The sequence below is a fragment of the Nocardia gipuzkoensis genome, from assembly GCF_021183645.1.
In the GTDB taxonomy this organism is placed as follows: Bacteria; Actinomycetota; Actinomycetes; order Mycobacteriales; family Mycobacteriaceae; genus Nocardia; species Nocardia abscessus.
In genome coordinates this window covers 5,700,193-5,722,242 of sequence record NZ_CP089225.1, presented here as the reverse complement: position 1 = coordinate 5,722,242, position 22,050 = coordinate 5,700,193, and the positions used below count along the sequence as shown (strand labels likewise).

21 protein-coding genes and 1 pseudogene are annotated in these 22,050 nt (G+C 69.3%); 8 read left to right on the top strand and 14 right to left on the bottom strand.

The features are described 5' to 3' along the window. Positions 1–132: 132 nt before the first annotated feature. Positions 133–897: an SDR family oxidoreductase gene (locus LTT66_RS26185; RefSeq protein WP_195148817.1), complete on the top strand. Its 765-nt coding sequence runs from the start codon at positions 133–135 to the stop codon at positions 895–897. Positions 898–940: 43 nt separating this feature from the next. On the opposite strand, the gene LTT66_RS26180 is transcribed toward LTT66_RS26185, so the two are convergent. Continuing rightward, a complete protein-coding gene (locus LTT66_RS26180) occupies positions 941–1,726 on the bottom strand; it encodes a hypothetical protein (RefSeq protein WP_233061056.1) in 786 nt (261 codons plus the stop codon). A 100-nt stretch (positions 1,727–1,826) separates the two neighbouring features. Then, the gene (locus LTT66_RS26175; protein WP_233061055.1) at positions 1,827–4,037 is read right to left on the bottom strand and encodes an MMPL family transporter; all 2,211 of its coding nucleotides are present in this window, start codon (positions 4,035–4,037) and stop codon (positions 1,827–1,829) included. Between the two features lie 399 nt (positions 4,038–4,436). Here LTT66_RS26175 and LTT66_RS26170 point away from each other — a divergent pair, with 399 nt between their 5' ends. Both LTT66_RS26170 and ku read left to right on the top strand, forming a co-directional pair. Continuing rightward, positions 4,437–5,606 carry a lycopene cyclase family protein gene (locus LTT66_RS26170; protein ID WP_233061054.1) on the top strand — a complete coding sequence of 390 codons (1,170 nt, stop codon included), beginning with the start codon at positions 4,437–4,439 and terminating at the stop codon, positions 5,604–5,606. Further along, positions 5,603–6,598: a non-homologous end joining protein Ku gene (ku, locus tag LTT66_RS26165; protein WP_233061053.1), complete on the top strand. Its 996-nt coding sequence runs from the start codon at positions 5,603–5,605 to the stop codon at positions 6,596–6,598. The genes LTT66_RS26170 and ku overlap by 4 nt, the downstream gene beginning before the upstream one ends. A gap of 36 nt (positions 6,599–6,634) precedes the next feature. On the opposite strand, the gene LTT66_RS26160 is transcribed toward ku, so the two are convergent. Next, the gene (locus LTT66_RS26160) at positions 6,635–7,255 is read right to left on the bottom strand and encodes a hypothetical protein (RefSeq protein ID WP_233061052.1); all 621 of its coding nucleotides are present in this window, start codon (positions 7,253–7,255) and stop codon (positions 6,635–6,637) included. A gap of 160 nt (positions 7,256–7,415) precedes the next feature. After that, positions 7,416–8,744, bottom strand: a complete 1,329-nt coding sequence (locus LTT66_RS26155) for an NAD(P)/FAD-dependent oxidoreductase (RefSeq protein ID WP_233061051.1) — start codon at positions 8,742–8,744, stop codon at positions 7,416–7,418. Between the two features lie 192 nt (positions 8,745–8,936). Between LTT66_RS26155 and LTT66_RS26150 the strand changes: the two genes are divergently transcribed. The 4 genes from LTT66_RS26150 to LTT66_RS26135 all read left to right on the top strand — a co-directional run bounded on the left by LTT66_RS26150 (position 8,937) and on the right by LTT66_RS26135 (position 13,123). Further along, positions 8,937–9,677, top strand: coding sequence for an SDR family oxidoreductase (locus LTT66_RS26150; RefSeq protein ID WP_233061050.1), 741 nt, complete (start codon positions 8,937–8,939; stop codon positions 9,675–9,677). Positions 9,678–9,773: 96 nt separating this feature from the next. Beyond that, positions 9,774–11,396, top strand: a complete 1,623-nt coding sequence (locus LTT66_RS26145) for a vWA domain-containing protein (RefSeq protein ID WP_233061049.1) — start codon at positions 9,774–9,776, stop codon at positions 11,394–11,396. A 9-nt stretch (positions 11,397–11,405) separates the two neighbouring features. Further along, positions 11,406–11,993, top strand: a complete 588-nt coding sequence (locus LTT66_RS26140; RefSeq protein ID WP_233061048.1) for a hypothetical protein — start codon at positions 11,406–11,408, stop codon at positions 11,991–11,993. Further along, positions 11,990–13,123: a hypothetical protein gene (locus LTT66_RS26135; RefSeq protein WP_233061047.1), complete on the top strand. Its 1,134-nt coding sequence runs from the start codon at positions 11,990–11,992 to the stop codon at positions 13,121–13,123. Before LTT66_RS26140 ends, LTT66_RS26135 begins: the two co-directional genes overlap by 4 nt. An 18-nt stretch (positions 13,124–13,141) precedes the next feature. Here LTT66_RS26135 and LTT66_RS26130 read toward each other — a convergent pair whose 3' ends face one another. Next, positions 13,142–13,345 carry a MetQ/NlpA family ABC transporter substrate-binding protein gene (locus LTT66_RS26130; RefSeq protein ID WP_233061046.1) on the bottom strand — a complete coding sequence of 68 codons (204 nt, stop codon included), beginning with the start codon at positions 13,343–13,345 and terminating at the stop codon, positions 13,142–13,144. Between the two features lie 16 nt (positions 13,346–13,361). Between LTT66_RS26130 and LTT66_RS26125 the strand changes: the two are divergent. After that, positions 13,362–13,637, top strand: a pseudogene (locus LTT66_RS26125) (ABC transporter permease); the annotation flags it as partial. A gap of 1 nt (position 13,638) precedes the next feature. On the opposite strand, the gene LTT66_RS26120 reads toward LTT66_RS26125, so the two are convergent. The 9 genes from LTT66_RS26120 to LTT66_RS26080 all read right to left on the bottom strand — a co-directional run bounded on the left by LTT66_RS26120 (position 13,639) and on the right by LTT66_RS26080 (position 22,050). Further along, on the bottom strand, positions 13,639–14,070 hold the full coding sequence (locus LTT66_RS26120) for a DUF4189 domain-containing protein (protein ID WP_181722446.1): 432 nt from the start codon (positions 14,068–14,070) through the stop codon (positions 13,639–13,641). Between the two features lie 186 nt (positions 14,071–14,256). After that, on the bottom strand, positions 14,257–14,595 hold the full coding sequence (locus LTT66_RS26115; protein ID WP_195065015.1) for a metal-sulfur cluster assembly factor: 339 nt from the start codon (positions 14,593–14,595) through the stop codon (positions 14,257–14,259). Between the two features lie 59 nt (positions 14,596–14,654). Beyond that, complete coding sequence (gene sufU / locus LTT66_RS26110) at positions 14,655–15,152, bottom strand: Fe-S cluster assembly sulfur transfer protein SufU (RefSeq protein WP_233061045.1); 498 nt, start codon at positions 15,150–15,152, stop codon at positions 14,655–14,657. A gap of 3 nt (positions 15,153–15,155) precedes the next feature. Then, positions 15,156–16,409 carry a cysteine desulfurase gene (locus tag LTT66_RS26105; RefSeq protein WP_233061044.1) on the bottom strand — a complete coding sequence of 418 codons (1,254 nt, stop codon included), beginning with the start codon at positions 16,407–16,409 and terminating at the stop codon, positions 15,156–15,158. Between the two features lies 1 nt (position 16,410). Next, positions 16,411–17,187 (bottom strand): Fe-S cluster assembly ATPase SufC, encoded by a 777-nt coding sequence (sufC, locus tag LTT66_RS26100; protein ID WP_233061043.1) that lies wholly within the window; start codon positions 17,185–17,187, stop codon positions 16,411–16,413. Between the two features lie 36 nt (positions 17,188–17,223). Beyond that, positions 17,224–18,435 carry a Fe-S cluster assembly protein SufD gene (gene sufD / locus LTT66_RS26095; RefSeq protein ID WP_233061042.1) on the bottom strand — a complete coding sequence of 404 codons (1,212 nt, stop codon included), beginning with the start codon at positions 18,433–18,435 and terminating at the stop codon, positions 17,224–17,226. Beyond that, positions 18,435–19,871: a Fe-S cluster assembly protein SufB gene (sufB, locus tag LTT66_RS26090; protein ID WP_181722456.1), complete on the bottom strand. Its 1,437-nt coding sequence runs from the start codon at positions 19,869–19,871 to the stop codon at positions 18,435–18,437. The genes sufD and sufB overlap by 1 nt, the downstream gene beginning before the upstream one ends. Continuing rightward, on the bottom strand, positions 19,868–20,677 hold the full coding sequence (locus tag LTT66_RS26085) for a helix-turn-helix transcriptional regulator (RefSeq protein ID WP_181722458.1): 810 nt from the start codon (positions 20,675–20,677) through the stop codon (positions 19,868–19,870). The genes sufB and LTT66_RS26085 overlap by 4 nt, the downstream gene beginning before the upstream one ends. Positions 20,678–21,012: 335 nt before the next feature. Further along, positions 21,013–22,050, bottom strand: coding sequence for a zinc-dependent alcohol dehydrogenase (locus LTT66_RS26080; protein WP_233061041.1), 1,038 nt, complete (start codon positions 22,048–22,050; stop codon positions 21,013–21,015).

The following is a 22,050-nucleotide window of genomic DNA, read 5'->3' as shown; positions in this document are numbered from 1 at the left end:
TGCTCGATTGTGCGACCCGACGCGCACAAGAACCACCGATTTTACCGGGACGAACGGTCCTCCCCCATTCCAGCACCCCGCATGTGACGGCGGTAACGGCCCGCGCGCTCAGCTGCGCTACCGTGCGATGCCATGAGTACCGATCTATTGGGCAAGAGCGCTCTGGTCACGGGGGCCAGCAGGGGCATCGGCAAGGCGGTCGCGGCGGAGCTGCTCGGCCGCGGCGCGAACGTGCTGATCACCGCGCGGAAGAAGGATCCGCTGGAGGAGGCCGCCGCCGAGCTGCGCGGGCTGGGGCATCAGGGCCAGGTCGTCGCCCTGGCGGGCAACTCCGGTGTCGCCGAGGATCGGGCGGCCGCGGTCGAGCGCGCGGTGGCGGAGTTCGGTTCGCTGGACGTGCTGATCAACAACACCGGCATCAACCCGGTCTTCGGCTCCCTGATGGACGCCGACCTGGACGCGGTGCGCAAGATCTTCGACGTGAACGTGGTCGCGGCCCTCGGCTACATCCAGGAGGCCTACCGGGCGTGGATGCGCGACCACGGCGGCGCCGTGGTCAACGTGGCCAGCGTGGCCGGCATCCGCTCGACCGGCGTGATCGCCGCGTACGGTGCGTCCAAGTCCGCGCTGATCCATCTCACCGGTGAGCTCGCCTGGCAGCTCGGGCCGAACATCCGGGTGAACGCGGTCGCGCCGGGCGTGATCAAGACGAAGTTCGCCGACGCGCTGTACTCGACCGACGAGGAGCGCGCCGCGAGCGTGTACCCGATGAAGCGGCTGGGCACGCCGGAGGACGTGGCGCGGCTGATCGGCTTTCTGGTCTCCGACGAGGCGGCGTGGATCACCGGCGAGACAGTGCGGGTGGACGGCGGATTGTTGTCCACCGGCGGGATCTGACCCGCGCCCGGCGGCCGTCCGCGCCCGGGGCGAGCGACCTGCGCTAGCGGAACGCCAGCGCGCCGAGAGTGTCGGCGTGCCGGTAACGCAGGTATTTCTCGACCGTGGGCGCGTCGACGGCAGCGGTGGCGGTCGCGAAGGTGATCACCACGAATTCCTTCTCGCTGCCGTCCTTCCACTTGCCGGTCGCGTGGCCCTTGATGTAGGTCCCGGGACGCAGTTTCAGGTCCGCGTCGGTGAACCGGTCCTTCGCCGCGTCCGCCCGGCCCGGGTCGGTCATGCCCAGGACGAACTGGGTGAGCATCAGCGCGCCGCCTTCGGCGCGGTACACCAGCTCCGCCGCGTAGACGCACCCGAGACCGGTGAGCGTGCCCGCCACCTCGATGGGGCCGCAAGCGGGGTGATCACGCCCGTCCACCCAGTCGGCGTGCAGTTGCACGCGATCGAACCGGAAATCCCAATTTTTCGCGTATTCGGTGTAGCTCAGCCGGCCCGACGAAGGACGGACGGGTTGCGTGCTGGTGACGCCGCTCGCGCGGGTGGTCGCGTCGGCGGAGGTGACCGCGGCTTGCGCGTGCCCGTGCTCGCGCGGATACACCGCCACGCCGACGGCGACCGCCACGAGCACGGCGACGACACCGGCCACCAGTCCGACGAGGACACCCGTTCCCGACTTGGGCGGCGGCGGCAGCGGCGGCGGCTCCCACGCGGCCATCGGGTACGCGCTCGGCGGACCCATGCGCCCCCAGTCCGACTGGTACCGCGCCTCGTCCGATTCTCCGTGACCCTCTGGGCCGCCACCGAATCCGGAACCGGATGGATAGGTCATCGCGGTCGCCCTCCACATCTCCCGACAGCCGTCCCACCCCGCGTGGGCCTCCCCGGACTGCCCGGTCGACCCTACCCGACCGGGCCGGCCGGGACCCGGCTCACAGCCGCGCGGGCTGGAGCCAATCCTCGCGGCCTGCGACCGCCGCGGCGGCGGGCTCCTCTTCGATGCCGAACCGCCGGTGCAGTGTGCGCAGCGGGCCGGGCGCGTACCAGTTCCAATGGCCGAGCAGTTCCATCGCGGCGGGCAGCAGGAATCCGCGCACCAGGGTGGCGTCCACCAGGACGGCGAGCGGAAGCCCGATCCCGAACGCCTTCATGAAGGTGATGTCGGAGGCGAGGAAACCGAGGAAGACCAGCGAGATCAGCACCGCCGCCGCGGTGACGATCCGGCCGATCCGTTCCAGCCCGGAGGTGACGGCCAGCGCGTTGGACCTGGTGCGCTGGTACTCCTCCCGGATCCCTGCCAGCAGGAACACCTGGTAGTCCATGGCGAGACCGAACGCCACCCCGAACAGCATGACCGGAACCGTCGGCGGCAGGTCGCCGGTGACAGTGAAGCCGAGCAGGCCGGACAGGTGCCCGTCCTGGAAGATCCAGACCAGTGCGCCGAAGGTCGCGGTGAGGCTCAGGAAGCTGAGCACGACCGCCAGTATCGGCAGTACGACGCTCCCGGTGAGCAGGAACAGGACCACGAGCATGATCAGCACGACGAAGGCCAGTGCGTACGGCAGTGCCGCGACCACCGCGCCGATCGCGTCCGCGTTGGCCGCGGCGACGCCGCCGACCAGCACCGGTGACGCGGCGGGCGTCGCGCGCACGTCGCGCGCGATCCGGTCCAGCACGCCGGGATCGGTGGTGTCCGGGACCACCGCGAGATAGGCGGCGCTCTCGGCGCGGAAGCGGTCGTTGGCCGTGGTGGGCGCGACGAGCAGACCACCGTGGCTGTAACTGCCGGTGGCGGTGTCGACCCGGCTGACGTTCTCGATCTCCGACAGCTCGCGGGCGTAGGCGTCCAAACCCGCTGCGCTGTAGGCGCTTTCGGGCAGCACCGCGAACAGCCCGTTCTGCTCGGTGGCGGCGAAGTCACGCTGGATGGTCTCGGTGACCTGCCGGTTGTTCATCGATTCCGGCAGCGAACGTTCGTCGGGGAAGCCGAGTTTCACACCGAGGAACGGCGTGCCCAGCACGAGCAGCAGGGCGGTGACCGCGAGCCCGATCGGCACCGGCCGCATCATCACGAACCGGGCCAGGCGATGCCAGGCTCCCTCGCCGGGTGCGGGGCGGGCGGCGCGCAGGAACCACCACAACTGTCCGCTGTCGATCTTGGTGCCGAGCAGGAACAGGATCGCGGGCAGCACCGTCAGCGATACCGTCGCGGCGATCACGGCGACGGCCAGACCGGCGTATCCCATCGACCGAACGGCCAGCAGTGGGAAGAACAGCAGTCCCGACAGGGCGATGGCGACGGTGACGGCGGAGAACACGACGGTCCGGCCCGCCGAGCGCATGGTGGCGGCCACCGCGGCCCCTGGTTGCTGCCCGGCGACCAGCTCGTCGCGGTAGCGGCTGATGATCAGCAGGCTGTAGTCGATAGCCAAGCCGAGGCCGAGCAAGGTCGCGACGTTGGTCGCGGTCGCCGCGAGATCGGTGACGCTCGCGATCAGCCACAGCGCACCCATCGTGATCATCACCGTGATCATCGCGACCACCAGCGGCAGGCTGGCCGCGACCAGGCCGCCGAACACCAGCAGCAGCGCGATCAGCGTGATCGGGAAAGCAATGGATTCGCCCAGTACGACGTCTTTTTCGCTCTGCTGCACCGTCTCGTGCAGCAGCATCGCGTAGCCGCCCACCCGCACCTCGAGCGGGCCGTGGGTGCCGCCGAACCGGTCGGCGAGATCCCCCACCCGCTGGTCGACCTCGGCCTCCTCGCCGAGGATGCTGGCCACGATCAGTCCCTTGGTGCCGTCGGTGCTGCGCAGCGCGGGCGATCTGTCGGTCCAGTACGAGGTGACGCCCGCGACGCCGGACACCGACTTCAACTCGGTGACCAGGTTCGCCGCCGCGGTGGCCGCCGCGTCGTCGTCCACCGACCGGCGGGTCTGCACCAGCAGCACGAAATTCGGGGTGGCCTGGCCGAAGGTGTCCCGCAGCACGGCGGTCGCCCGGCTCGATTCGCTCTCGGGGTCGATGTACCCGCCGCCCTGCACTTTGTCGAACAGCGTCGCGCTCAGCGTGCCCATCGCCAGTGCGAGGACCACGAACACGGCCAGGATCCATCGGCTGCGCCGCCTGGTCAGTTCGAACACTGCGTCTACCCCTAACTCGTTCCGGTCGCGCCGCTTTCGTCCAGTTCCCGCGGACTCCGGTCGGCACCGTGCCCGGCGCGCCATTCTCGGCACGCCGGTACGCCGACACCTGACACTCGGCACCGGGGCCGGATGCGCGCGCCGACGCCCCGGCATCCTAACAACGTGCGAGAAACTCCGATGAGCGCGAACACATTCCGTCCACCGCGCCGAGTCGCCGCCATCGGCTGGCGTGCTGCGGCGCCACCCGGTTCGCGGCACAGCCAGGGCCTCGCACGCTCCCACGCGCGGCAAGGATCGCCGCGCCGGTATTCGCGAAGAGTTCATGTCGGCCGGACCCATGTCGGAGGCCCCGCCGGACATGTCGGCGCGGCGCGGGCGCTGCCCTCGGGCGGGCGAATGAGAGGCTCGGACCATGCACCGCATCGCACCGCCCCGGATCCGGACGGCCGCGGCGTGAAGCCGGACCTCGTCGTCTGCGGTCTCGGCCCGGCCGGACGCGCCCTCGCGCACCGCGCGGCGGTGCACGGACTCACGGTGACCGTGGTGGACCCGGCGCCGGAGCGCAGGTGGACGGCCACCTACGCGTCGTGGGCCGACGAACTGCCGGATTGGCTGCCTCCGGAGGTCGTCGCGGCGACGGTACCCCGGCCGATGGCGTGGGGAACCCGCGCGCACCGGGTGGACCGTCCCTATGTCGTGCTCGACAACATGCGACTGCAGACCGCGCTGCGATTTCCCGCTGCGCAGGTCGTCCCGGATCGCGCGGTCGACGTCGATCCCGGGCGTGTGCGACTGGCGTCCGGCGCGACGATCACCGGCGGGCGAGTAGTCGACGCGCGCGGACTCACCCGCGCCCCGGCACGGGCCGAGCAGACCGCCTACGGCGTGATCGTGGCGGCAAGCCGTTGCGCGGGCCTCGACCCGCTGTTCATGGACTGGCGTTCCGACAACGGCGCCCCCTCCGACGCGCCGCCCTCGTTCCTCTACGCCGTCCCGCTCGACGCCGAGCGGATGCTGCTCGAGGAGACCTGCCTGGCCGGTCGCCCCGCCCTGGCCGGGGCGCAATTGCGGACGCGCTTGCGGCACCGGCTCCGCGCCAGGGGCATCGATCTGACCGGAGACGAGCCCGTCGAGCACGTCCGGTTTCCCGTGCAGGGTGGCCGTCCTGGGCCGCACCGATTCGGCGCGGCGGGCGGCTTCCTGCACCCGGCCACCGGGTACAGCGTCGGCGCCGCGCTGGCCGCGGCCGACGCGGTGGCCGCGGGGCAGGACGTGTGGCCCGCCGGGGCGCGCGTCGTCCACCACTTGCGCGGCGCCGGGCTGCGGGCGCTGCTGGCCTTGCCGCCGGAGGACATCCCACTGTTCTTCGACACCTTCTTCACGCTGTCCCCGGCGGCGCAGCGCGCGTATCTGTCGGGCCGCGCCGACCTCGGCGGCACCATCGCGGCGATGAGATCACTCTTCGAGGCCCTGCCCGGGCGGCTGCGTCGGCGCGTCGCGGCCGCGACACTCGGGATCCCGGTTCGCTCGCGAGGTCGGTGGGGTTCGGCCATGATGGGTCTATGAGATCGATCTGGAAGGGCTCGATCGCATTCGGGCTGGTGAACGTCCCGGTGAAGGTGTATACCGCCACCGAGGACCATGACATCCGGTTCCATCAGGTACACGCCAAGGATGGAGGCCGGATCAAATACGACCGTGTCTGCACCGTGTGCGGTCAATCCGTCCAGTACACCGACATCGACAAGGCCTACGAGTCCCCCGACGGGGACAAGGTCGTGCTCAATGACGAGGACTTCGCCAAACTGCCCGTGGCCGAGAAGCACGAGATCCCGGTTCTGCAGTTCGTGCCGTCCGATCAGATCGACCCGGTGCTGTTCGAGAAGAGCTACTACTTGGAACCGGATTCCAGCACGCCCAAGGCCTACGTCCTGCTGGCGCGAACGCTGGAAGAGATCGAGCGCACCGCCCTGGTGTATTTCACGCTGCGCCAGAAGACCAGGCTGGCGGCGCTGCGCGTGCGCGAGGGCATTCTGGTGCTGCAGACGCTGCTGTGGCCGGACGAGGTTCGTTCCGTCGAATTCGAGTCCCTGGACGGTGTCGCCGAACCCCGGTCGCAGGAGATCAAGATGGCGGAGACGCTCGTCGAGGCCATGTCCGACGACTTCGATCCGGACCAGTTCACCGACGAGTACCAGATCGAGCTCAAACGCCTGCTCGACGAGGCGATCGCCAGCGGCACCGGCAAGGTGCCCGAGCAGCCGGAGCCCGTACCGAGCGGGATGGATGCCGAGGTGGTCGACCTGGTCGCCGCGCTGCAGCGCAGCCTGGAGGCCAGCGGACGCCGGACGGCGAGCGGTGACGGCGCCGCGGCCGAGCCGAAGAAGACGGCGAAGAAAGCCGCGGCCAAGAGCACCGCGAGCAAGAGCGGCGCCGCGAAGACCACGGCGTCGAAGAGCGGTGCGTCGAAGAGCGCTTCCAAGAGCGCGTCCAAGAGCGCGGCGAAGAAGGCGCCTGCGAAAGCGGCCAAGAAGACCGCGGCCCGCAAGGGCGCCTGAGTCCCTGCCGGACACGACCGGGTGTTCGAGGGCGGGTCAGCCGTGTGCGGCGCGTTCCCTGCCCGTCTCGAAGAACTCCAGCAGCGCCGCGACGGTGTTCACCGCGTCGCGTGGCCGCAGCGCGCCGAACGGCGCGTTCCAGAACTCGCCGGTGCGCGGGGTCCACGGCCCCACATACGCGTACGGGCCGGGATGCGTGTCATCTCCCGGCGAAACCCCGTAGTTCACTTCGTCGATCGTGCCGGCCAGATCGAAATGCTCCGGCCACAGCACGGGCGTCACGCCGGGTGCCAGACAGCGCAATGCCTTGTCCCCCATCGCGAACCAGGTCTCGATCAGCCCGGCCGCCGAGGGGTCCACCTCGATCACCGCATCGAGGTCGACTCGCGTGGTGTCCGGGTACGCCCCTTCGGGCGGCCCCGGCTCGAAACCGGCGGCCCGGGCGACCTCTCGATATGTGCCCTCCAGCCGAGCCCGGCCCTCCGGCCACACCAATTCCTCCCCGACCACCGACACCGGCCACCGCACACCCCCGAAACCGCCGCGCACGGCGCGGAGCCGGATGGTGCCGAACTCCCGGTACTGCGGCCCGGCGATCAACAATTCCGCGACCGCGTGCAATCCCACCCGCGATTGCCGGTACGTCACCTCGTCCACTCCCGCATCATCTCCGTTGCCGTCGGCCTCGCGCACGCGTTTCGCCGGAGAAGACGGCGGTACAGCCGACGGTGCCGGAAACAGTCGGCGCGCGGTCGCGTGGCACGGGAGTTCCGCGGAGGACGTTCAGGGAGGAGCACTTCGGCGTCCGGACGCGAACTCAGTCCGGTGCGGGAATGCCCTCGCTGGCGCCGAAGCTCGCCTCCTCGTGGCTGACGAGTCCGAGCAGGGCGAGTGGCCTGGGCGTGACGGCGATGGTCAGGTAGGAGACCGTTATCGCCCAGCGGTTGACCGCTCGCGGCACGGCGAAGGTGTGGTAGGCGCGGGTCACCGCCTTGGCGGGCAGGCCGGACAGGCGGATGCCCATCGGGTTCGCGACCGCGAAGCCGGGCCCGAGGTCGACCACCAGACCCAGGTCGCGGTGCTTGTACCGGGTGGCCGTGCCGATACCGAGGCTGGCGGCGACGTTCCTGGCCAGCGTCTTGCCCTGCCTGGACGCATGCTGAGCCGTGGGCGGGGTGATCCGGCCCGGCTTGGTGAGATCCGGCACGGCTGCCGCGTCACCGCCCGCGAAGACGTCCGGATGACCGGGCACGCCCAGCTGAGCGTCCACGATCAGACGGCCCTTTTCCAGCGGCAGGCCGAGCGTGCCGAGGACGGGTGCTCCGGTCACCCCGGTCACCCAGGCGACCGTGTGGGTCGGCACGACCGTGCCGTCGGTCAGTTCGACCTGGTTGTCGGTCAGTTTCGTGAGCGAGGTCTCCAGCCGGATCTCGATGCCGCGCTGCCGCAGGACCTTCAACACTTTGTCGCTGAGCCGCTCGCCGACCTCGGGCATCACCCTCGCAGCCGTGTCGAGCAGGAGGAAACGCACCTCGGCCGGGTCGAACCCGCGGCGGGCGGCGTAGGCGTCGGCGAGGGCGCGCAACTGCGCCACGAGTTCGGTACCCGCGTAGGACGCGCCCACGACGACCACGGTACGGCGGGCCTGCCGCACCTCGGGGTCCTCTTCGTCGTCGGCGAGTTCGAGCTGGCGCAGCAACTGCTCGCGCAGGTACAGCGCCTCGGCGACGGTCTTGAGCCCCCGCGCGTGCTCCGCCAAGCCCGGTATGTCGAACAGCCGGGTGACCGACCCCGGCGTGAGCACCAGCCGATCCCACGACAACTGCCGCGGCGGGTGGCGCTCACCGGCCACCGTGACGGTCTTGTTCCGCAGGTCGACCGATCGAACGGTCGCGACCACCAGCCGCACCCGCGGCAGCGCATCGGCCAGCGAGATCGCGACGAACCGAGGGTCGATCAGCCCGCCCGCGACGTCCGGCAGCAGCGGCGTATAGAGCATGTAGTCGTTGGGGGTGACGAGCACGACCTCGACGTCCCGATCCGCCCGTGCCACGATGCGGCAGAGCTTCTGGGCGCAGGTGAACCCGGCGAACCCGCTACCGATGATGACGACCCGCTGCGGGCCCGCAGTGTTCTCATCCGGCACGAATGCCTCCTTCACGTCGACTCCCCGACGCGATTCCCGCCCCGGCCGGGTTCGAAACCGCGAAATGGGCCGTCCCGGGCGGGGACCCGGGCGAGCGGTGGGTGCTCGGAATTCGCTCCGGTCCCGTAACGATCTTGGTTTACTGGTCACGAAATTCGCCCTGTACGACGCACCGCGCGAAAGGGGAAGAGCATGAAGCTCACAGTCATCGGCGGTACCGGACGGATCGGCTCGCAGGTGGTCGGGAAGCTCACCGCGGCCGGACACTCGGCCGTCCCGGCGGCGCCGTCCACCGGTGTCGATCTCATCACGGGCGCGGGCCTCGACCAGGCGCTCGACGGCGCGGACGTGGTGATCGACCTGGCGAACTCGCCGACCTTCGACGAGGCGTCGCTCGAGTTCTTCCGCACCTCCATGCAGAACCTGCTCACCGCAGGTGAGGCTGCCGGTGTGCGGCACCAGGTCGTCCTTTCGATCGTGGGCGTGGACCAGGTGCCCCAGCTGGACTACTACCGGGCCAAGACCCTCCAGGAAGACCTGCTCCGGCAGGGCCCGACGCCGTACTCCATCGTGCGCGCCACCCAGTTCTTCGAGTTCATGGACGCGGTCCTGTCCTGGACCGCCGACGGCGACACCGTGCGCCTGCCCGCCACCCGGCTGCAGCCGATGGCCGCCGCGGACGTGGTCGACGCGGTGGTCGAGGTCTCCACCGGCACACCGCTGGGCGGGATCCGCAACGTCGCGGGCCCGGACGTCTTCGCGCTGGACGAACTCGGCAGGATCACGCTGGCCGCGCGGCAGGACAGCCGGACCGTGGTCACCGACGACACCGCGGGCATGTTCGCGGCGGTCACCGGCGATGTGCTGATCGCGGGTCCGGACGCCCACCTGGCGTCCACGCACTACCGGGACTGGCTGCGCAAAGCCCACTGAGCCGGATCGACGAGGATTCGCCAGGACGTCACCGGCCATTCACCACTTCCCCGCCACCGCCGCTTACGATCGCGTCATCGAGGGGAAGGTGGCGAATTGCCGTATCGCCGCACGAGAGTGCTTGTCGCAGCGCTCATCACACTGGGCGCACTGCTGACGGGTTGCGGGGAGGATCGCGGGCCGGGCCCGGTCCGCGAGTACAACCCTGACGCGAATGTGCTGAACATCGTGGCGGGCTCCGAGCACGCCGCGGTATTCCGGCAGGTGGTGCAGCCGTGGTGCCGGGAGCAGAAGCTGACCTGCACCATGACCGAACTCGGCTCGGTGGATCAGGCTCGTCTGCTGGACGCGGGCGAGGCGCCCTACGACGGATTCTGGTTCGCCAGCAGCGTCTTCCAGCAGTTGGGCGACACCGGACACCACCTGCAGCAGGCGCAGCCCATGTTCAGTACGCCCCTGGTGTTCGCCGGTCCACGCAGCGAGCTGGAGGCCCTGGGATTCACCGGGCGCGACGTCGGCATCGAGGAAATTCTCGCGGCCGCCGAGGCGAAGAAGACCACGGTGTGGATGACCAATCCGACCCAGTCCAATTCCGGCGCCACTGTTCTGCTGGCCTTCCTCAACTACTTCGCGGGCAACGGGCCCGGTGTGCCGCTCACCCGCGCACAGCTCGATTCCGAGCAGGTGCGCACCGGGATCACCCGCTTCACCAGGTCCTTCGCCAGGACGCCGCCGTCCACCGGACTGCTCATGGACGAGTGCCTGGCCGCGCCGCAGCAGTGCAAGACCATGTTCACCTACGAGAATCTGGTGATCGAACGCAACCAGGAACTGATACGCGCGGGCAAGGAACCACTGCACGTCATCTACCCCAAAGGCGTACTGGCGATTTCGGACGCCCCGCTGGGCTTCCTACCGCACGGCGACAATGCGGAGAAGCTCGGCAACTTCCGCAAGCTGCAGGATTTCTTGCTCTCGGCCGATACCCAGCAGCGGCTGGTCCGGCTGGGGCGAAGACCGATCACCAGTATCGGGCTGTCCCTGCCCGACGCACCGCGGGAAGTCTTCGATCCCGCCTGGGGAGTTCGCACGGCGCTCACCGAGCAGCCGATCACGTATCCGGCCGCCCCGGTGATCGACGCCGCCCTGGAGAACTACCAGACCGTCTATCGCACGCCCACCGACCTGGTGTACTGCATCGACTCCTCCGGCAGCATGGCCGACAACGGCGGCTGGACCGGGGTGCAGCGCGCCGCGGATCTGCTGTTCGATCCGGCGCAGTCCAAGAAATACCTACTGCAAACCGGTCCTCGGGACCGCACCGCGGTGCTGCTGTTCAACGGCACCGCCACCTCCACGCAGTGGACCAGCGGCAATGCGGCATCGGATCTGCGATCCCTGCGCGACGGCATTCGCGCGCGGAACCCGGGCGGCAATACCGGCATCTATCGCTGCCTGAGCAGCGCGGCGAAGCAGTTCACCGGCCCGGCCGACCCGGATCGCAAACGACTGGTCGTCCTCATGACCGACGGCGCGGACACCGAGGGCGGCAACGGCCTCGACGACATCGCGCGTACCGGGATCCCGGTGGTGGTCATCGGATTCGGCTCCGCCGTAGAGGAAGACAACCTCCGGACGATCGCCGAGCGCACCGGTGGGTCGTATCTCACCACGGACGATATGGTCGCGGCGCTGCGCCAGGCCACCGGCTACCGGTAGGAGGCGCCGGTGCCGGGTAATGCCGCCCTGATCGCGGCGCTGATCGTGCTCGTCCCCACCTTCCTCGGGCTCTATGCCGTGATCGGCTCACCGGTCGGCGCGGCGCTGGTGGCGATCGGCGCGGCCGTGCTCACCGCCCTTGTCGGACAGTGGGTCTTCGTCCGCACCCAGCGCCGTCGACTGGTGCGCCGAGTATCGGAGACCAACCAGCGGGTGGCGACACTGGCCGCGCGGGTCGGCGACACCGAGACCCGCGCCTCGCTGCTGCGGGCCTGCGACATCGTTCCGCGCCTGCTGAATCGCACCGAGACCGTCGATCCCGCAAGCGTTCCCATGACCGCGCGCAAGCTGCTCGACTATCTGGCGAGTGTGGAGTCGGCGCTGCGCCGGTATGGGGAGATCCAGGACCACCGGTCGTCCTACCGCGACGCCGAGGCGCTGCTGTCACGCAGCCGCCGCGTACTCACCGGATTCGAGACCTTCGCCGCGCACGGCGCCGAGCAGGTCGGCGACGCGAACCTGGAGTCCTTCTTCCGGGACCTGGCACACCTGGAACTCATGAGTCCCCCGCAGCTTCCCCCGACCGAGGAGCCATGAACAGATCCCGCCTCCCCGTCGTCCTCGCGATCGTGGTCGCCGTCATCGCCATCGCCGTGGGCGTCGTGGTGATCCGCGGGGCGAACGACGCCCCGGTCGCGGCCCGGCAGCTCACCTGCCTCGGCGGCTCCGAGAAATCCGCGCTCATGGCCGATGCCGAGGTCCGCGCCATCCTGCGGGACGAGTACGGGCTCGAGGTGCGCTTCGACAAACGCGGCTCCTACGACCTGGTGCAGATACCCACCGACCAGTTGCGCGAGCAGAAGATCGACTGCTTGTGGCCGTCGTCGGCGAGTGCCCGCAGCGTCTTCGAAGAGTCGCACCGCACCGGCGACTTCCCGGACTACCGCGCCGAGTCGGCGCTGGAGACACCGGAGGTGATCTACGCCGGTGCGGCCGCCACCGACGCGCTCGTCCGCGCCGGCATCGTGGCGCGGCGGGACAACTCCTACTACATCGTCGACTTCAAGCGCCTGCTGCTGGAGTACGTGCTGCCCAAGCAGAAGTGGGAGTCGCTGGGAGCGCACGACCTGGCCGGTCCCGTTCGCATCACCAGCACCGACCCGAAGTCCTCGAACTCCGGATTCACCCTGCTGCAACTGGAATTGACGGTCATCGCCTCCAACGACGTCTTCCAGCCACCCACCGTCGCCGAGGCCAGATCCGGGTTGCCCGCCGTGCGCGACCTCTACGACGCGCAGGGTCTGCAGTCCGACAGCTCCGACGGCGGTTTCCGGGAATGGCTCATCCAAGGAGCGGCCACGCTGTACGCCGGATACGAGAGCCAGATCCTGCGCCAACTGGTCGACTACCGCGACAACAGGCCCGCCACCGAGGCGCTGCTGGCGAACGCGCGACTGCTGTACCCGGATCCGACCATCTTCAACAGCAATCCGATCCTCACCCTCACCGCCCCCGCTCATCGGCTGGTCACGGCGCTTCAGGATCCGAAGATCCAGCAGATCGCTTGGAAGCGCTACGGTTTCCGCTCCGCCACCCAGCTCGGCGCGGCGCACACCGCCGATTTCGCGCCGATCCCGCTGGCCACCCAACCGCGCTCCACGACTCCCCCGCGGGCCGACATCACCCAGTTGCTGCTCGCCTGCGTCCGCGACGGCAAGTGCTCCTGAGCAGGAGGACGGGCACCCCTACTGCCGGACCCGGGCCTGCAGTTCCGTGAGCGTCGCTTGCAGATCGGCCGGGGTGTTGGTCTTGAAGATGCCCTGGTAACCGGTTTCCGCGCGGACCGCGGCTTCGACCTCCGGATCGTGATAGAGCTGCGCGAGTTTCAGCAGGGTCGGGTTGTCCTTGTCGGCGGCGCGGGCGGCGAAGACGTTGATGTACTGCTTCAACTCCGGACGCTCGGGGTCGGCGCGACCGCTGCGCATCATCCTGACGCTGCTGATCCCCGAGGCGCTCGGTCCGCTGATCCTGGGCTACACGTTCGTGGTGATCGCGATCGTCGACATGTCCGCGATGGCGGGCACCGTCGGCGGCGGTGGTCTCGGCGACTTCGCCCTGGTCTACGGCTACCAGCGCTTCGACTGGCAGGTCACGCTCGTCGCGACGCTGATCATCATCGCGGGCGTGCAGGGCATCCAGTTCTTCGGCAACTGGCTGGCCCGGAAGGTGCTGCGCCGCTGAGCTATCCGGCGGTCGACGTGCAAGCCGTCAATCGCACCGCGGCGGGCCGGGGAATCGCGCTGCCGAGGCTCGGGAACGGCGGAGCGCTGGGGCCGAGCACTTCGATGGCCCGGCGTTCGGCTTCGGCGCGGGTGGGGCCCCACGCCCATCCGTGCTTGCCGTCGGCGCCGCGGACGACCGATCCGCACGCGTTCCAGAACTGCACGACCGTCCGGCAGTCGGTGACACCGCATTGGGCGCGAGCGGCGGCGTCGGCGGCAGCCGCGCTCGTGTGGTCCACGGCCGAAGCGACGGCGCCGGTGCTGGACGAAAGCGCCAGCGCGCCATAGGTGGTCCCGGCGGCACGCGCTTCACCCGCGGGACCGCCGACCACGGCGCAGGTGGCGGCGGACACCGCCACGAGCCCGAGGGCGGCCTTGTGCGGCACCGACATGCGATCCTCCCCGTCTGGCGAACGACTCCGGGCTCAGATCATTGTCCGGTTCGCGCGCTTTGTCGAAAGAGCGGACTTCCCACCCTCGGCGGGTGCGCGACGGCACTGCCACGGGGACACCGGATACGACTCGGCCGCCGGGGCACCCGTTGGGGGCTGTCCGGCGGCCGATGCCAGCCTGGCGGATTACACCGTGAACCCGAGCGCACGCAGCTGCTCGCGGCCGTCCTCGGTGATCTTGTCCGGACCCCACGGCGGAATCCAGACCCAGTTGATCTTCAGGTCTTCTACCAGCCCGCTGCGCACCAGCGCGTTGCGGGACTGGTCTTCGATGACGTCGGTCAGCGGGCAGGCCGCCGAGGTCAGCGTCATGTCGAGGACCGCGATGTTGTCCTCCTCGACGCGCAGCCCGTAGACCAGGCCGAGGTCGACGACGTTGATGCCCAGTTCCGGGTCGACGACGTCGCGCATCGCCTCTTCGATGTCCTCGAGCTGCTTGATGTCCTCCGAAGACAACTCAGACAGCTCAGACAGATCGGCGCCCTGCGCGGCCTGCTCGGTCGTGTCGGTGGCCGGTGTGTCACTCATGAGGCTTCCCCGTTTCCCTTCGGACGGTTCGGATCTTCGGCGGCGCTCGCGGGCTGCTCGGGGCCGATCCTGAGGACGGCGTCCTTGAACGCCATCCACCCGAGCAGCGCGCACTTCACCCGCGCGGGGTACTTCGAGACGCCCGCGAGGGCGATGCCGTCGCCGATCACGTCCTCGTCGCCCTCGATGGTGCCGCGGCTGGAGATCATCTCACTGTAGGAGTCGACCACCTTCAGCGCCTGCTGCACCGGCAGCCCGATGACCTGGTCGGTGAGGATCGAGGTGGCCGCCTGGCTGATCGAGCAGCCCTGGCCGTCATAGGAGACGTCGGCGACGTCACCGTTGTCGTCGAGCCGCACGCGCAAGGTGACCTCGTCGCCGCAGGTGGGGTTCACATGGTGCACCTCGGCCCCGAACGGCTCGCGCAGCCCCCGGCGATGCGGGTGCTTGTAGTGGTCCAGGATCACTTCCTGGTACATCTGCTCCATGCGCATGACTTATGCAACTCCGAAGAAGCTCTGAGCCTTCCGCACCGCGGCGACCAGCGCGTCCACTTCGGCGACGGTGTTGTAGACCGCGAAGGAGGCGCGGGCGGTGGCGGCGATGCCGAAGCGCCGGTGCAGCGGCCACGCGCAGTGGTGGCCGACCCGGATGGCGACGCCCTCGTCGTCCAGGATCTGCCCGACGTCGTGGGCGTGGATGCCGTCCACCAGGAAGGCCACGGCGCCACCGCGATCGATGTTCTCGGTAGGCCCGATGATGCGCACGCCGTCGATTCCGGCGAGCCCTTCCAGCGCCGCGCTGACCAGCGTGTGCTCGTGCGCCGCGATGGCGTCCATGCCGATCTGTTCCAGATACCGCACGGCCGCGCCCAATCCGATCACCTGCGAGGTCATCGGTACACCGGCTTCGAACCGCTGCGGCGGCGGGGCGTAGGTGCTGTGGTCCATGAAGACCGTCTCGATCATGGACCCGCCGGTGATGAACGGCGGCATCTCCTCCAGCAGCGCGCGGCGGCCGAAGAGCACGCCGACGCCGGAGGGGCCGAGCATCTTGTGCCCGGAGAACGCGGCGAAATCCACGCCGAGCGCGCGGAAGTCCACCGGCATGTGCGGCACCGACTGGCAGGCGTCGAGCACGACCAGCGCGCCCACCGCGTGCGCCCGGCGCACCAGCTCCTCGACCGGAGCCACGGCGCCGGTGACGTTGGACTGGTGGGTGAACGCGACCACCTTGGTGGCGGGCGACAGTTCCAGCGAGTCCAGGTCGATCCGGCCGTCCTCGGTCACGGCGTACCACTTCAGCGTGGCGCCGGTGCGGCGGGCCAGCTCCTGCCAGGGCACCAGATTCGCGTGGTGTTCCAGCTCGGTGATGACGATCTCGTCGCCCGGGCCCACGTGATGCGGGAACCGGTCGTCGGCGAACGCGTAGGTCACCAGGTTCAGCGATTCGGTGGCGTTCTTGGTGAACACGATCTCGCCCGCGTCGACGCCGACGAACCGCGCGATGTCGGCCCGAGCGTCCTCGTAGGCGTCGGTCGCCTCCTCCGACAGCTGGTGGGCGCCGCGATGCACCGCCGCGTTGCTGGTGATCAAGAAGTCGCGTTCGGCTTCGAGCACGCCGATCGGCCGCTGCGCGGTCGCGCCGGAGTCCAGGTACACCAACGGTTTCCCGTCCCGGACCGTGCGGTTCAGGATCGGGAAGTCGGCCCGGATGCGGGCGACGTCGAGGGTGCGGACCGTAGCGGTCATGTCAGGCTCCAGCAATAGCGGTCTGAGTGAAGCGGACGTAGCCGTTGGCGTCGAGTTCCTCGGCCAGTTCCGCGCCGCCCTCGGCGACGATGCGGCCGCCGACGAAGACGTGCACGAACTCCGGCTGGATGTAGCGCAGGATACGGGTGTAGTGCGTGATCAGCAGGACGCCGCCGTTCTCGCGCTCCTTGTAGCGGTTGACGCCCTCGGAGACGATGCGCAGCGCGTCGACGTCCAGGCCGGAGTCGGTCTCGTCCAGGATGGCGATCTTCGGCTTGAGCAGGCCGAGCTGGAGGATCTCGTGGCGCTTCTTCTCACCGCCGGAGAAGCCCTCGTTCACGCTGCGGTCGGCGAAGGCGGCGTCGATCTCCAGTTCGCTCATCGACTCCTTCACCTCCTTGATCCAGTGCCGCAGCTTGGGGGCCTCGCCGCGCACGGCGGTGGCGGCGGTGCGCAGGAAGTTCGACATCGAGACGCCGGGAACCTCGACCGGGTACTGCATGGCCAGGAACAGGCCGGCCCGCGCGCGCTCGTCCACCGACATCTCCAGCACGTCCTCGCCGTCGAGGGTGATCGAGCCGGAGGTCACCGTGTACTTCGGGTGACCGGCGATGGCGTAGGACAGCGTCGACTTGCCGGAGCCGTTGGGGCCCATGATCGCGTGCGTCTCACCGGAGCGCACCGTGAGGTTCACGCCCTTGAGGATCTTGATGGGCTCGCCGGACTCGTCGGGGTTGGCGACCTCGACGTGCAGGTCCTTGATTTCCAGGGTGGTCATCGAATTCGAATTCCTTTGTCAGGTATGGGTCGTTGATCAGGCGCCGACGGCGGCGAGTTCGGCCTCGATGGCCGCCTCCAGCCGCTCCCGAACCTCGGGCACCGCGATCTTCTGGAGGATCTCGTGGAAGAACCCGCGCACCACCAGGCGGCGGGCGGCGTCCTCCGGGATGCCGCGAGCGCGCAGGTAGAACAGCTGCTCGTCGTCGAACCTGCCGGTCGCGGACGCGTGTCCGGCGCCGACGATCTCGCCGGTCTCGATCTCCAGGTTGGGCACCGAGTCGGCGCGGGCGCCGTCGGTGAGCACCAGGTTGCGGTTCACCTCGAAGGTGTCGGTGCCCTCGGCGGCGGCGCGGATCAGCACGTCGCCGACCCATACGGTGCGGGCGTCGCCCTTCGGCGAGTGCGGATCGCCCTGCAGCGCACCCTTGTACAGCACGTTCGACTTGCAGTTCGGCACGGCGTGATCGACGAGCAAGCGCTGTTCGAAATGCTGGCCCGCGTCGGCGAAGTAGAGGCCGAGCAGTTCGGCGTCGCCGCCGGGGCCGTCGTAGCGGACCGTGGCCGTCAGGCGCACCAGGTCACCGCCGAGGGTGACCGCGATGTGCCGCAGCGTGGCGTCCCGACCCAGCTTGCCGTGATGCGCGGTGGTGTGCACAGCGTCGTCGGCCCAGTCCTGGACCGCGACGACGGTCAGCTTCGCACTGTCACCGAGCACGAATTCCACGTTCTCGGCGTAGGTTCCGCTGCCGCGCTGGTCCATCACCACGGTCGCGACCGCGAAGGTGTCCAGCCTGATCTGGAGGTGGCCGTAGGCGGTCGCGCCCTCGCCGGGGCCGGTGACCGTGACGACGATCGGTTCGCCGACCTCGGTCTCCGCGCCGACCGTCACGATGGTGGCCGACTCGAAACCGGAATAGGCCTGGGCGGCCACTCGATCCGACGGCACACCGGCCTCGCCGAGGCGGGCGTCGGTGCGCGTCACGGTCTCGACCTTCACTCCGGCGGCCGGGGTGACCTCGACCGTGGCCCGGCCGTCCCGGACCGCGGTGCCGTCGTGCAACCCGCGCAGGCGGCGCAGCGGGGTGAACCGCCACGCCTCGTCGTGCGAAGAGGGCACCTCGAAGGCGTTCACGTCGTAGGAGGTGAAGACCTCGCCCTTGTTGGTCGCGGCACCTGCGCCCGGGTTCTGAATCGGCTTGGCCGTGGGGTTCTCGCCCTCGACCGCTCCAATCACACCAGTCGCCATCAGCCAACGGCCCCTTCCATCTGCAGCTCGATGAGCCGGTTCAGTTCCAGTGCGTATTCCATCGGCAGTTCCTTGGCGATCGGCTCCACGAAGCCGCGCACCACCATCGCCATCGCCTCGTCTTCGGTGAGGCCGCGGCTCATCAGGTAGAACAGCTGGTCCTCGGAGACCTTCGAGACGGTCGCCTCGTGGCCCATGGTCACGTCGTCCTCGCGGATGTCGACGTAGGGGTAGGTGTCGGAGCGGCTGATCGTGTCGACCAGCAGCGCATCGCACTTCACCGTCGACTTCGAGCCGTGCGCGCCCTTGTTCACCTGGACCAGGCCACGGTAGGAGGCCCGGCCGCCGCCGCGCGCCACCGACTTCGACACGATGGTCGAGGAGGTGTGCGGCGCGAGGTGCAGCATCTTGGCGCCGGTGTCCTGGTGCTGGCCCTCGCCGGCGAAGGCCACCGAGAGCACCTCGCCCTTGGCGTACTCGCCGGTCATCCAGACCGCCGGGTACTTCATGGTGACCTTGGAACCGATGTTGCCGTCGATCCACTCCATGGTCGCGCCCGCCTCGGCCTTGGCCCGCTTGGTGACCAGGTTGTAGACGTTGTTCGACCAGTTCTGGATGGTGGTGTAGCGGCAGCGGCCGCCCTTCTTCACGATGATCTCCACCACCGCGGAGTGCAGCGAGTCGGACTTGTAGATCGGGGCGGTGCAGCCCTCGACGTAGTGCACGTAAGCGCCCTCGTCGACGATGATCAGGGTCCGCTCGAACTGACCCATGTTCTCGGTGTTGATCCGGAAGTAGGCCTGCAGCGGGATGTCGACGTGCACGCCCGGCGGCACGTAGATGAAGGATCCACCCGACCACACGGCGGTGTTCAGCGCGGAGAACTTGTTGTCACCCGCGGGGATGACCGTGCCGAAGTACTGCCGGAAGATCTCCGGGTGCTCCTTCAACGCCGTATCGGTGTCGAGGAAGATGACGCCCTGCTGCTCCAGATCCTCACGGATCTGGTGGTAGACGACCTCGGACTCGTACTGCGCGGCGACACCGGAGACCAGCCGCTGCTTCTCCGCCTCGGGGATGCCCAGCTTGTCGTAGGTGTTCTTGATGTCCTCCGGCAGCTCATCCCAGGACGCGGCCTGCTTCTCGGTCGAGCGCACGAAGTACTTGATGTTGTCGAAGTCGATGCCGTCGAGATTGGAGCCCCAGTTCGGCATCGGCTTGCGATCGAAGATGCGCAGCGCCTTGAGCCGCTGCTCGAGCATCCATACCGGCTCGTTCTTCTTCGCCGAGATGTCGCGGACAACCGCCTCGGACAGACCTCGTTGCGCACTGGCGCCGGCCACATCCGAATCGGCCCAGCCGTAACCGTATTTGCCCAGCGAGGCGATGGTCTCTTCCTGGGTGAGCGGTTGCACCTGGTCGGTGGTCGTCGTCATTCGGCACTCCTTCCGGAGTCGTTCGTTCGTACCGCTGCGGGCTGTGCAGCGGTTTGTGCTGACGTTCTGGTCTGCGCGGTGGGTGGTACCAGCAGCGGCACGTGCGTGGTGCACGCGCAGTCGCCGTTGGCGATCGTGGCCAACCGCTGCACGTGCGTACCGAGCAGCTCACGGAACGCCTCGAGTTCGGCCGCGCACAACTGCGGGAACTCCTCGGCGACGTGCGCCACCGGGCAGTGGTGCTGGCAGATCTGCACGCCCGCGCCCACCTTGCGGGTGGTGGCGGCGAACCCGGCGTCGGTGAACGCCTCGGCGATCTCCTCGGCTTTGGCCTCGGTCTGCTGCGGGGTGTGCTCCGCGACCGGTTCGATCCCGGCCACGATAGTGCGTGCCCGTTTCCGGGCGAACTCGGTGAGGGCCTGTTCGCCGCCGATCTCTCCGAGCTGCCGCATGGCGGCGCCGGCCAGATCGTCGTAGGCGTGGCCGAGTTTGCCTCGTCCCGCGGCGGTGAGCTGGTACTGCTTGGCCGGGCGGCCGCGGCCCTTCTGCTGCCAGGGCGCCGAGCGGCCCGCTCGCGCCTGACCGGAGTCGATCAGGGCGTCCAGATGCCTGCGTACGCCCGCCGGAGCCAGGCCGAGCTTGTTCCCGATGGCGGTCGCGGTGATCGGCCCTTCCTCCAGCAGCAGCTGGACGATGGCCGCTCGGGTATGCCCTTCACCGCCGACCGTCGCGGGCGCAGCGACCGACCCGGCGCCGGTCCTGCGACCAGCTCCTTCGTCGCCTCTCCGCAAACCCACGGTTTTCACAACACCAGTGTGGCGGAATTAGTTCCTGAAATCTAATAAGGGTGCCCTGACTTCCCCGCACTATCGACCTGCGGGAATCGCGCCATCGGTTCCGGTCACACACCACATCTCCCACCGATGCGGCCCGATGGATGCGCGCCGATTCCGCAGCCGCCGCTCGATTTCCCCATCCAGCTGCGGCTGACCTGCACGGACCGGACCGCGCCGAGCGAGCACGCCGCACGCACGTCCACATCGGCAGTGCGCACATGCCTGCGAACCCGGACGAGCGCGGTGGCGAAGAGTGCGATTCGTCACAAGCCAGCGCTCGGCGCACCCGCCTCGCGGGGTTGCGCCTACCTGGAGGGGGCGTCTCGACGTACCGCCACCAGCTTCATGGGCGTCTCCAGCAGCGCGTCCACCGCTTCGTCCCATGTGGCCGTCGCGGTGGTGACCAGCGACGGGTCGAAGCGACCGGTCGCGACGAGGTCGAGGACCTGCGGAATCACCGGACGAACGTGGGCGCGGCCGGTGTGCAGGGTGCAGCAGCGGGTGTACATGTCGAGGATCGGCAGCGCGACGTCCTGCAACTGCACGCTGACGCTGGTGCACCAGCCGTCGTAGGTGGTCGCGTCGATCGCCGCGCGCAGCGCCTTCGCGCCACCGGCCGCCTCCACGACGATCGGGAACCGGCCGACCCGCGCGTCCGGCGGTCCTTCGATCGCCTCCGCGCCGAACGCCTTCGCGATGTCGAGGCGCTCCATTGAGTCGTCGAGGTAGACCACCCGGGCGGAGCCCAGGGCGACCGCGAGCCCGGCGGCGTACAACCCGATCGACGGCGCGGCGGGGCCGCCGAGCACCAGCACCTCGGCGCCGGGATCGTCGGCCAATCGCGGTCCGACCGCGCGGTAGGCGTCCGGGATGTTGTCGCTGGCGCTGGCCACCACGACCGGGTCGACGCCGGACGGCAACGGCACGAGCATGGCGTCGGCGTGCGGCACCAGCGCCAGATCGGCCCACAGTCCGCCCCAGTCCAGCCCGCCCATGGGGCCGAGGCCGTAAGTGGACAACCGCGGATGGCTGGTGCAATTCCCGGTCCGCCCCCGCGCGCAGGCCCGGCAGCTGCCGCACGAGATCTGGAACGGCACCACGACCAGATCGCCGACAGCGACGCCGCGGACCGCCGGGCCGGTCGCGACTACCTCCGCGACTCCCTCGTGCCCGAACGGATACGGCCCGGGCAGCGGGAACCCACCGCGCAGGACGGCCGGGTCGATGTCGCAGGTAGCCAGCGCGACCGGCCGCACCAGCGCCTGGCCGGGCCCGCTCAGGACGGGTTCGGGGTGTTCCTCCCAGCGCATCGCACCGGGACCGGTCAGCATCAGACGCTTCAT

What these genes read in the sequence shown, in the direction of transcription:
- LTT66_RS26185 (WP_195148817.1), top strand. Translation starts at nt 133, where the DNA reads ATGAGTACCGATCTATTGGGCAAGAGCGCTCTGGTCACGGGGGCCAGC.
- LTT66_RS26180 (WP_233061056.1), bottom strand. Translation starts at nt 1,726, where the DNA reads ATGACCTATCCATCCGGTTCCGGATTCGGTGGCGGCCCAGAGGGTCAC.
- LTT66_RS26170 (WP_233061054.1), top strand. Translation starts at nt 4,437, where the DNA reads ATGAGAGGCTCGGACCATGCACCGCATCGCACCGCCCCGGATCCGGAC.
- ku (WP_233061053.1), top strand. Translation starts at nt 5,603, where the DNA reads ATGAGATCGATCTGGAAGGGCTCGATCGCATTCGGGCTGGTGAACGTC.
- LTT66_RS26150 (WP_233061050.1), top strand. Translation starts at nt 8,937, where the DNA reads ATGAAGCTCACAGTCATCGGCGGTACCGGACGGATCGGCTCGCAGGTG.
- LTT66_RS26135 (WP_233061047.1), top strand. Translation starts at nt 11,990, where the DNA reads ATGAACAGATCCCGCCTCCCCGTCGTCCTCGCGATCGTGGTCGCCGTC.
- LTT66_RS26120 (WP_181722446.1), bottom strand. Translation starts at nt 14,070, where the DNA reads ATGTCGGTGCCGCACAAGGCCGCCCTCGGGCTCGTGGCGGTGTCCGCC.
- sufU (WP_233061045.1), bottom strand. Translation starts at nt 15,152, where the DNA reads ATGCGCATGGAGCAGATGTACCAGGAAGTGATCCTGGACCACTACAAG.
- LTT66_RS26105 (WP_233061044.1), bottom strand. Translation starts at nt 16,409, where the DNA reads ATGACCGCTACGGTCCGCACCCTCGACGTCGCCCGCATCCGGGCCGAC.
- sufC (WP_233061043.1), bottom strand. Translation starts at nt 17,187, where the DNA reads ATGACCACCCTGGAAATCAAGGACCTGCACGTCGAGGTCGCCAACCCC.
- sufD (WP_233061042.1), bottom strand. Translation starts at nt 18,435, where the DNA reads ATGGCGACTGGTGTGATTGGAGCGGTCGAGGGCGAGAACCCCACGGCC.
- sufB (WP_181722456.1), bottom strand. Translation starts at nt 19,871, where the DNA reads ATGACGACGACCACCGACCAGGTGCAACCGCTCACCCAGGAAGAGACC.
- LTT66_RS26080 (WP_233061041.1), bottom strand. Translation starts at nt 22,050, where the DNA reads ATGAAGCGTCTGATGCTGACCGGTCCCGGTGCGATGCGCTGGGAGGAA.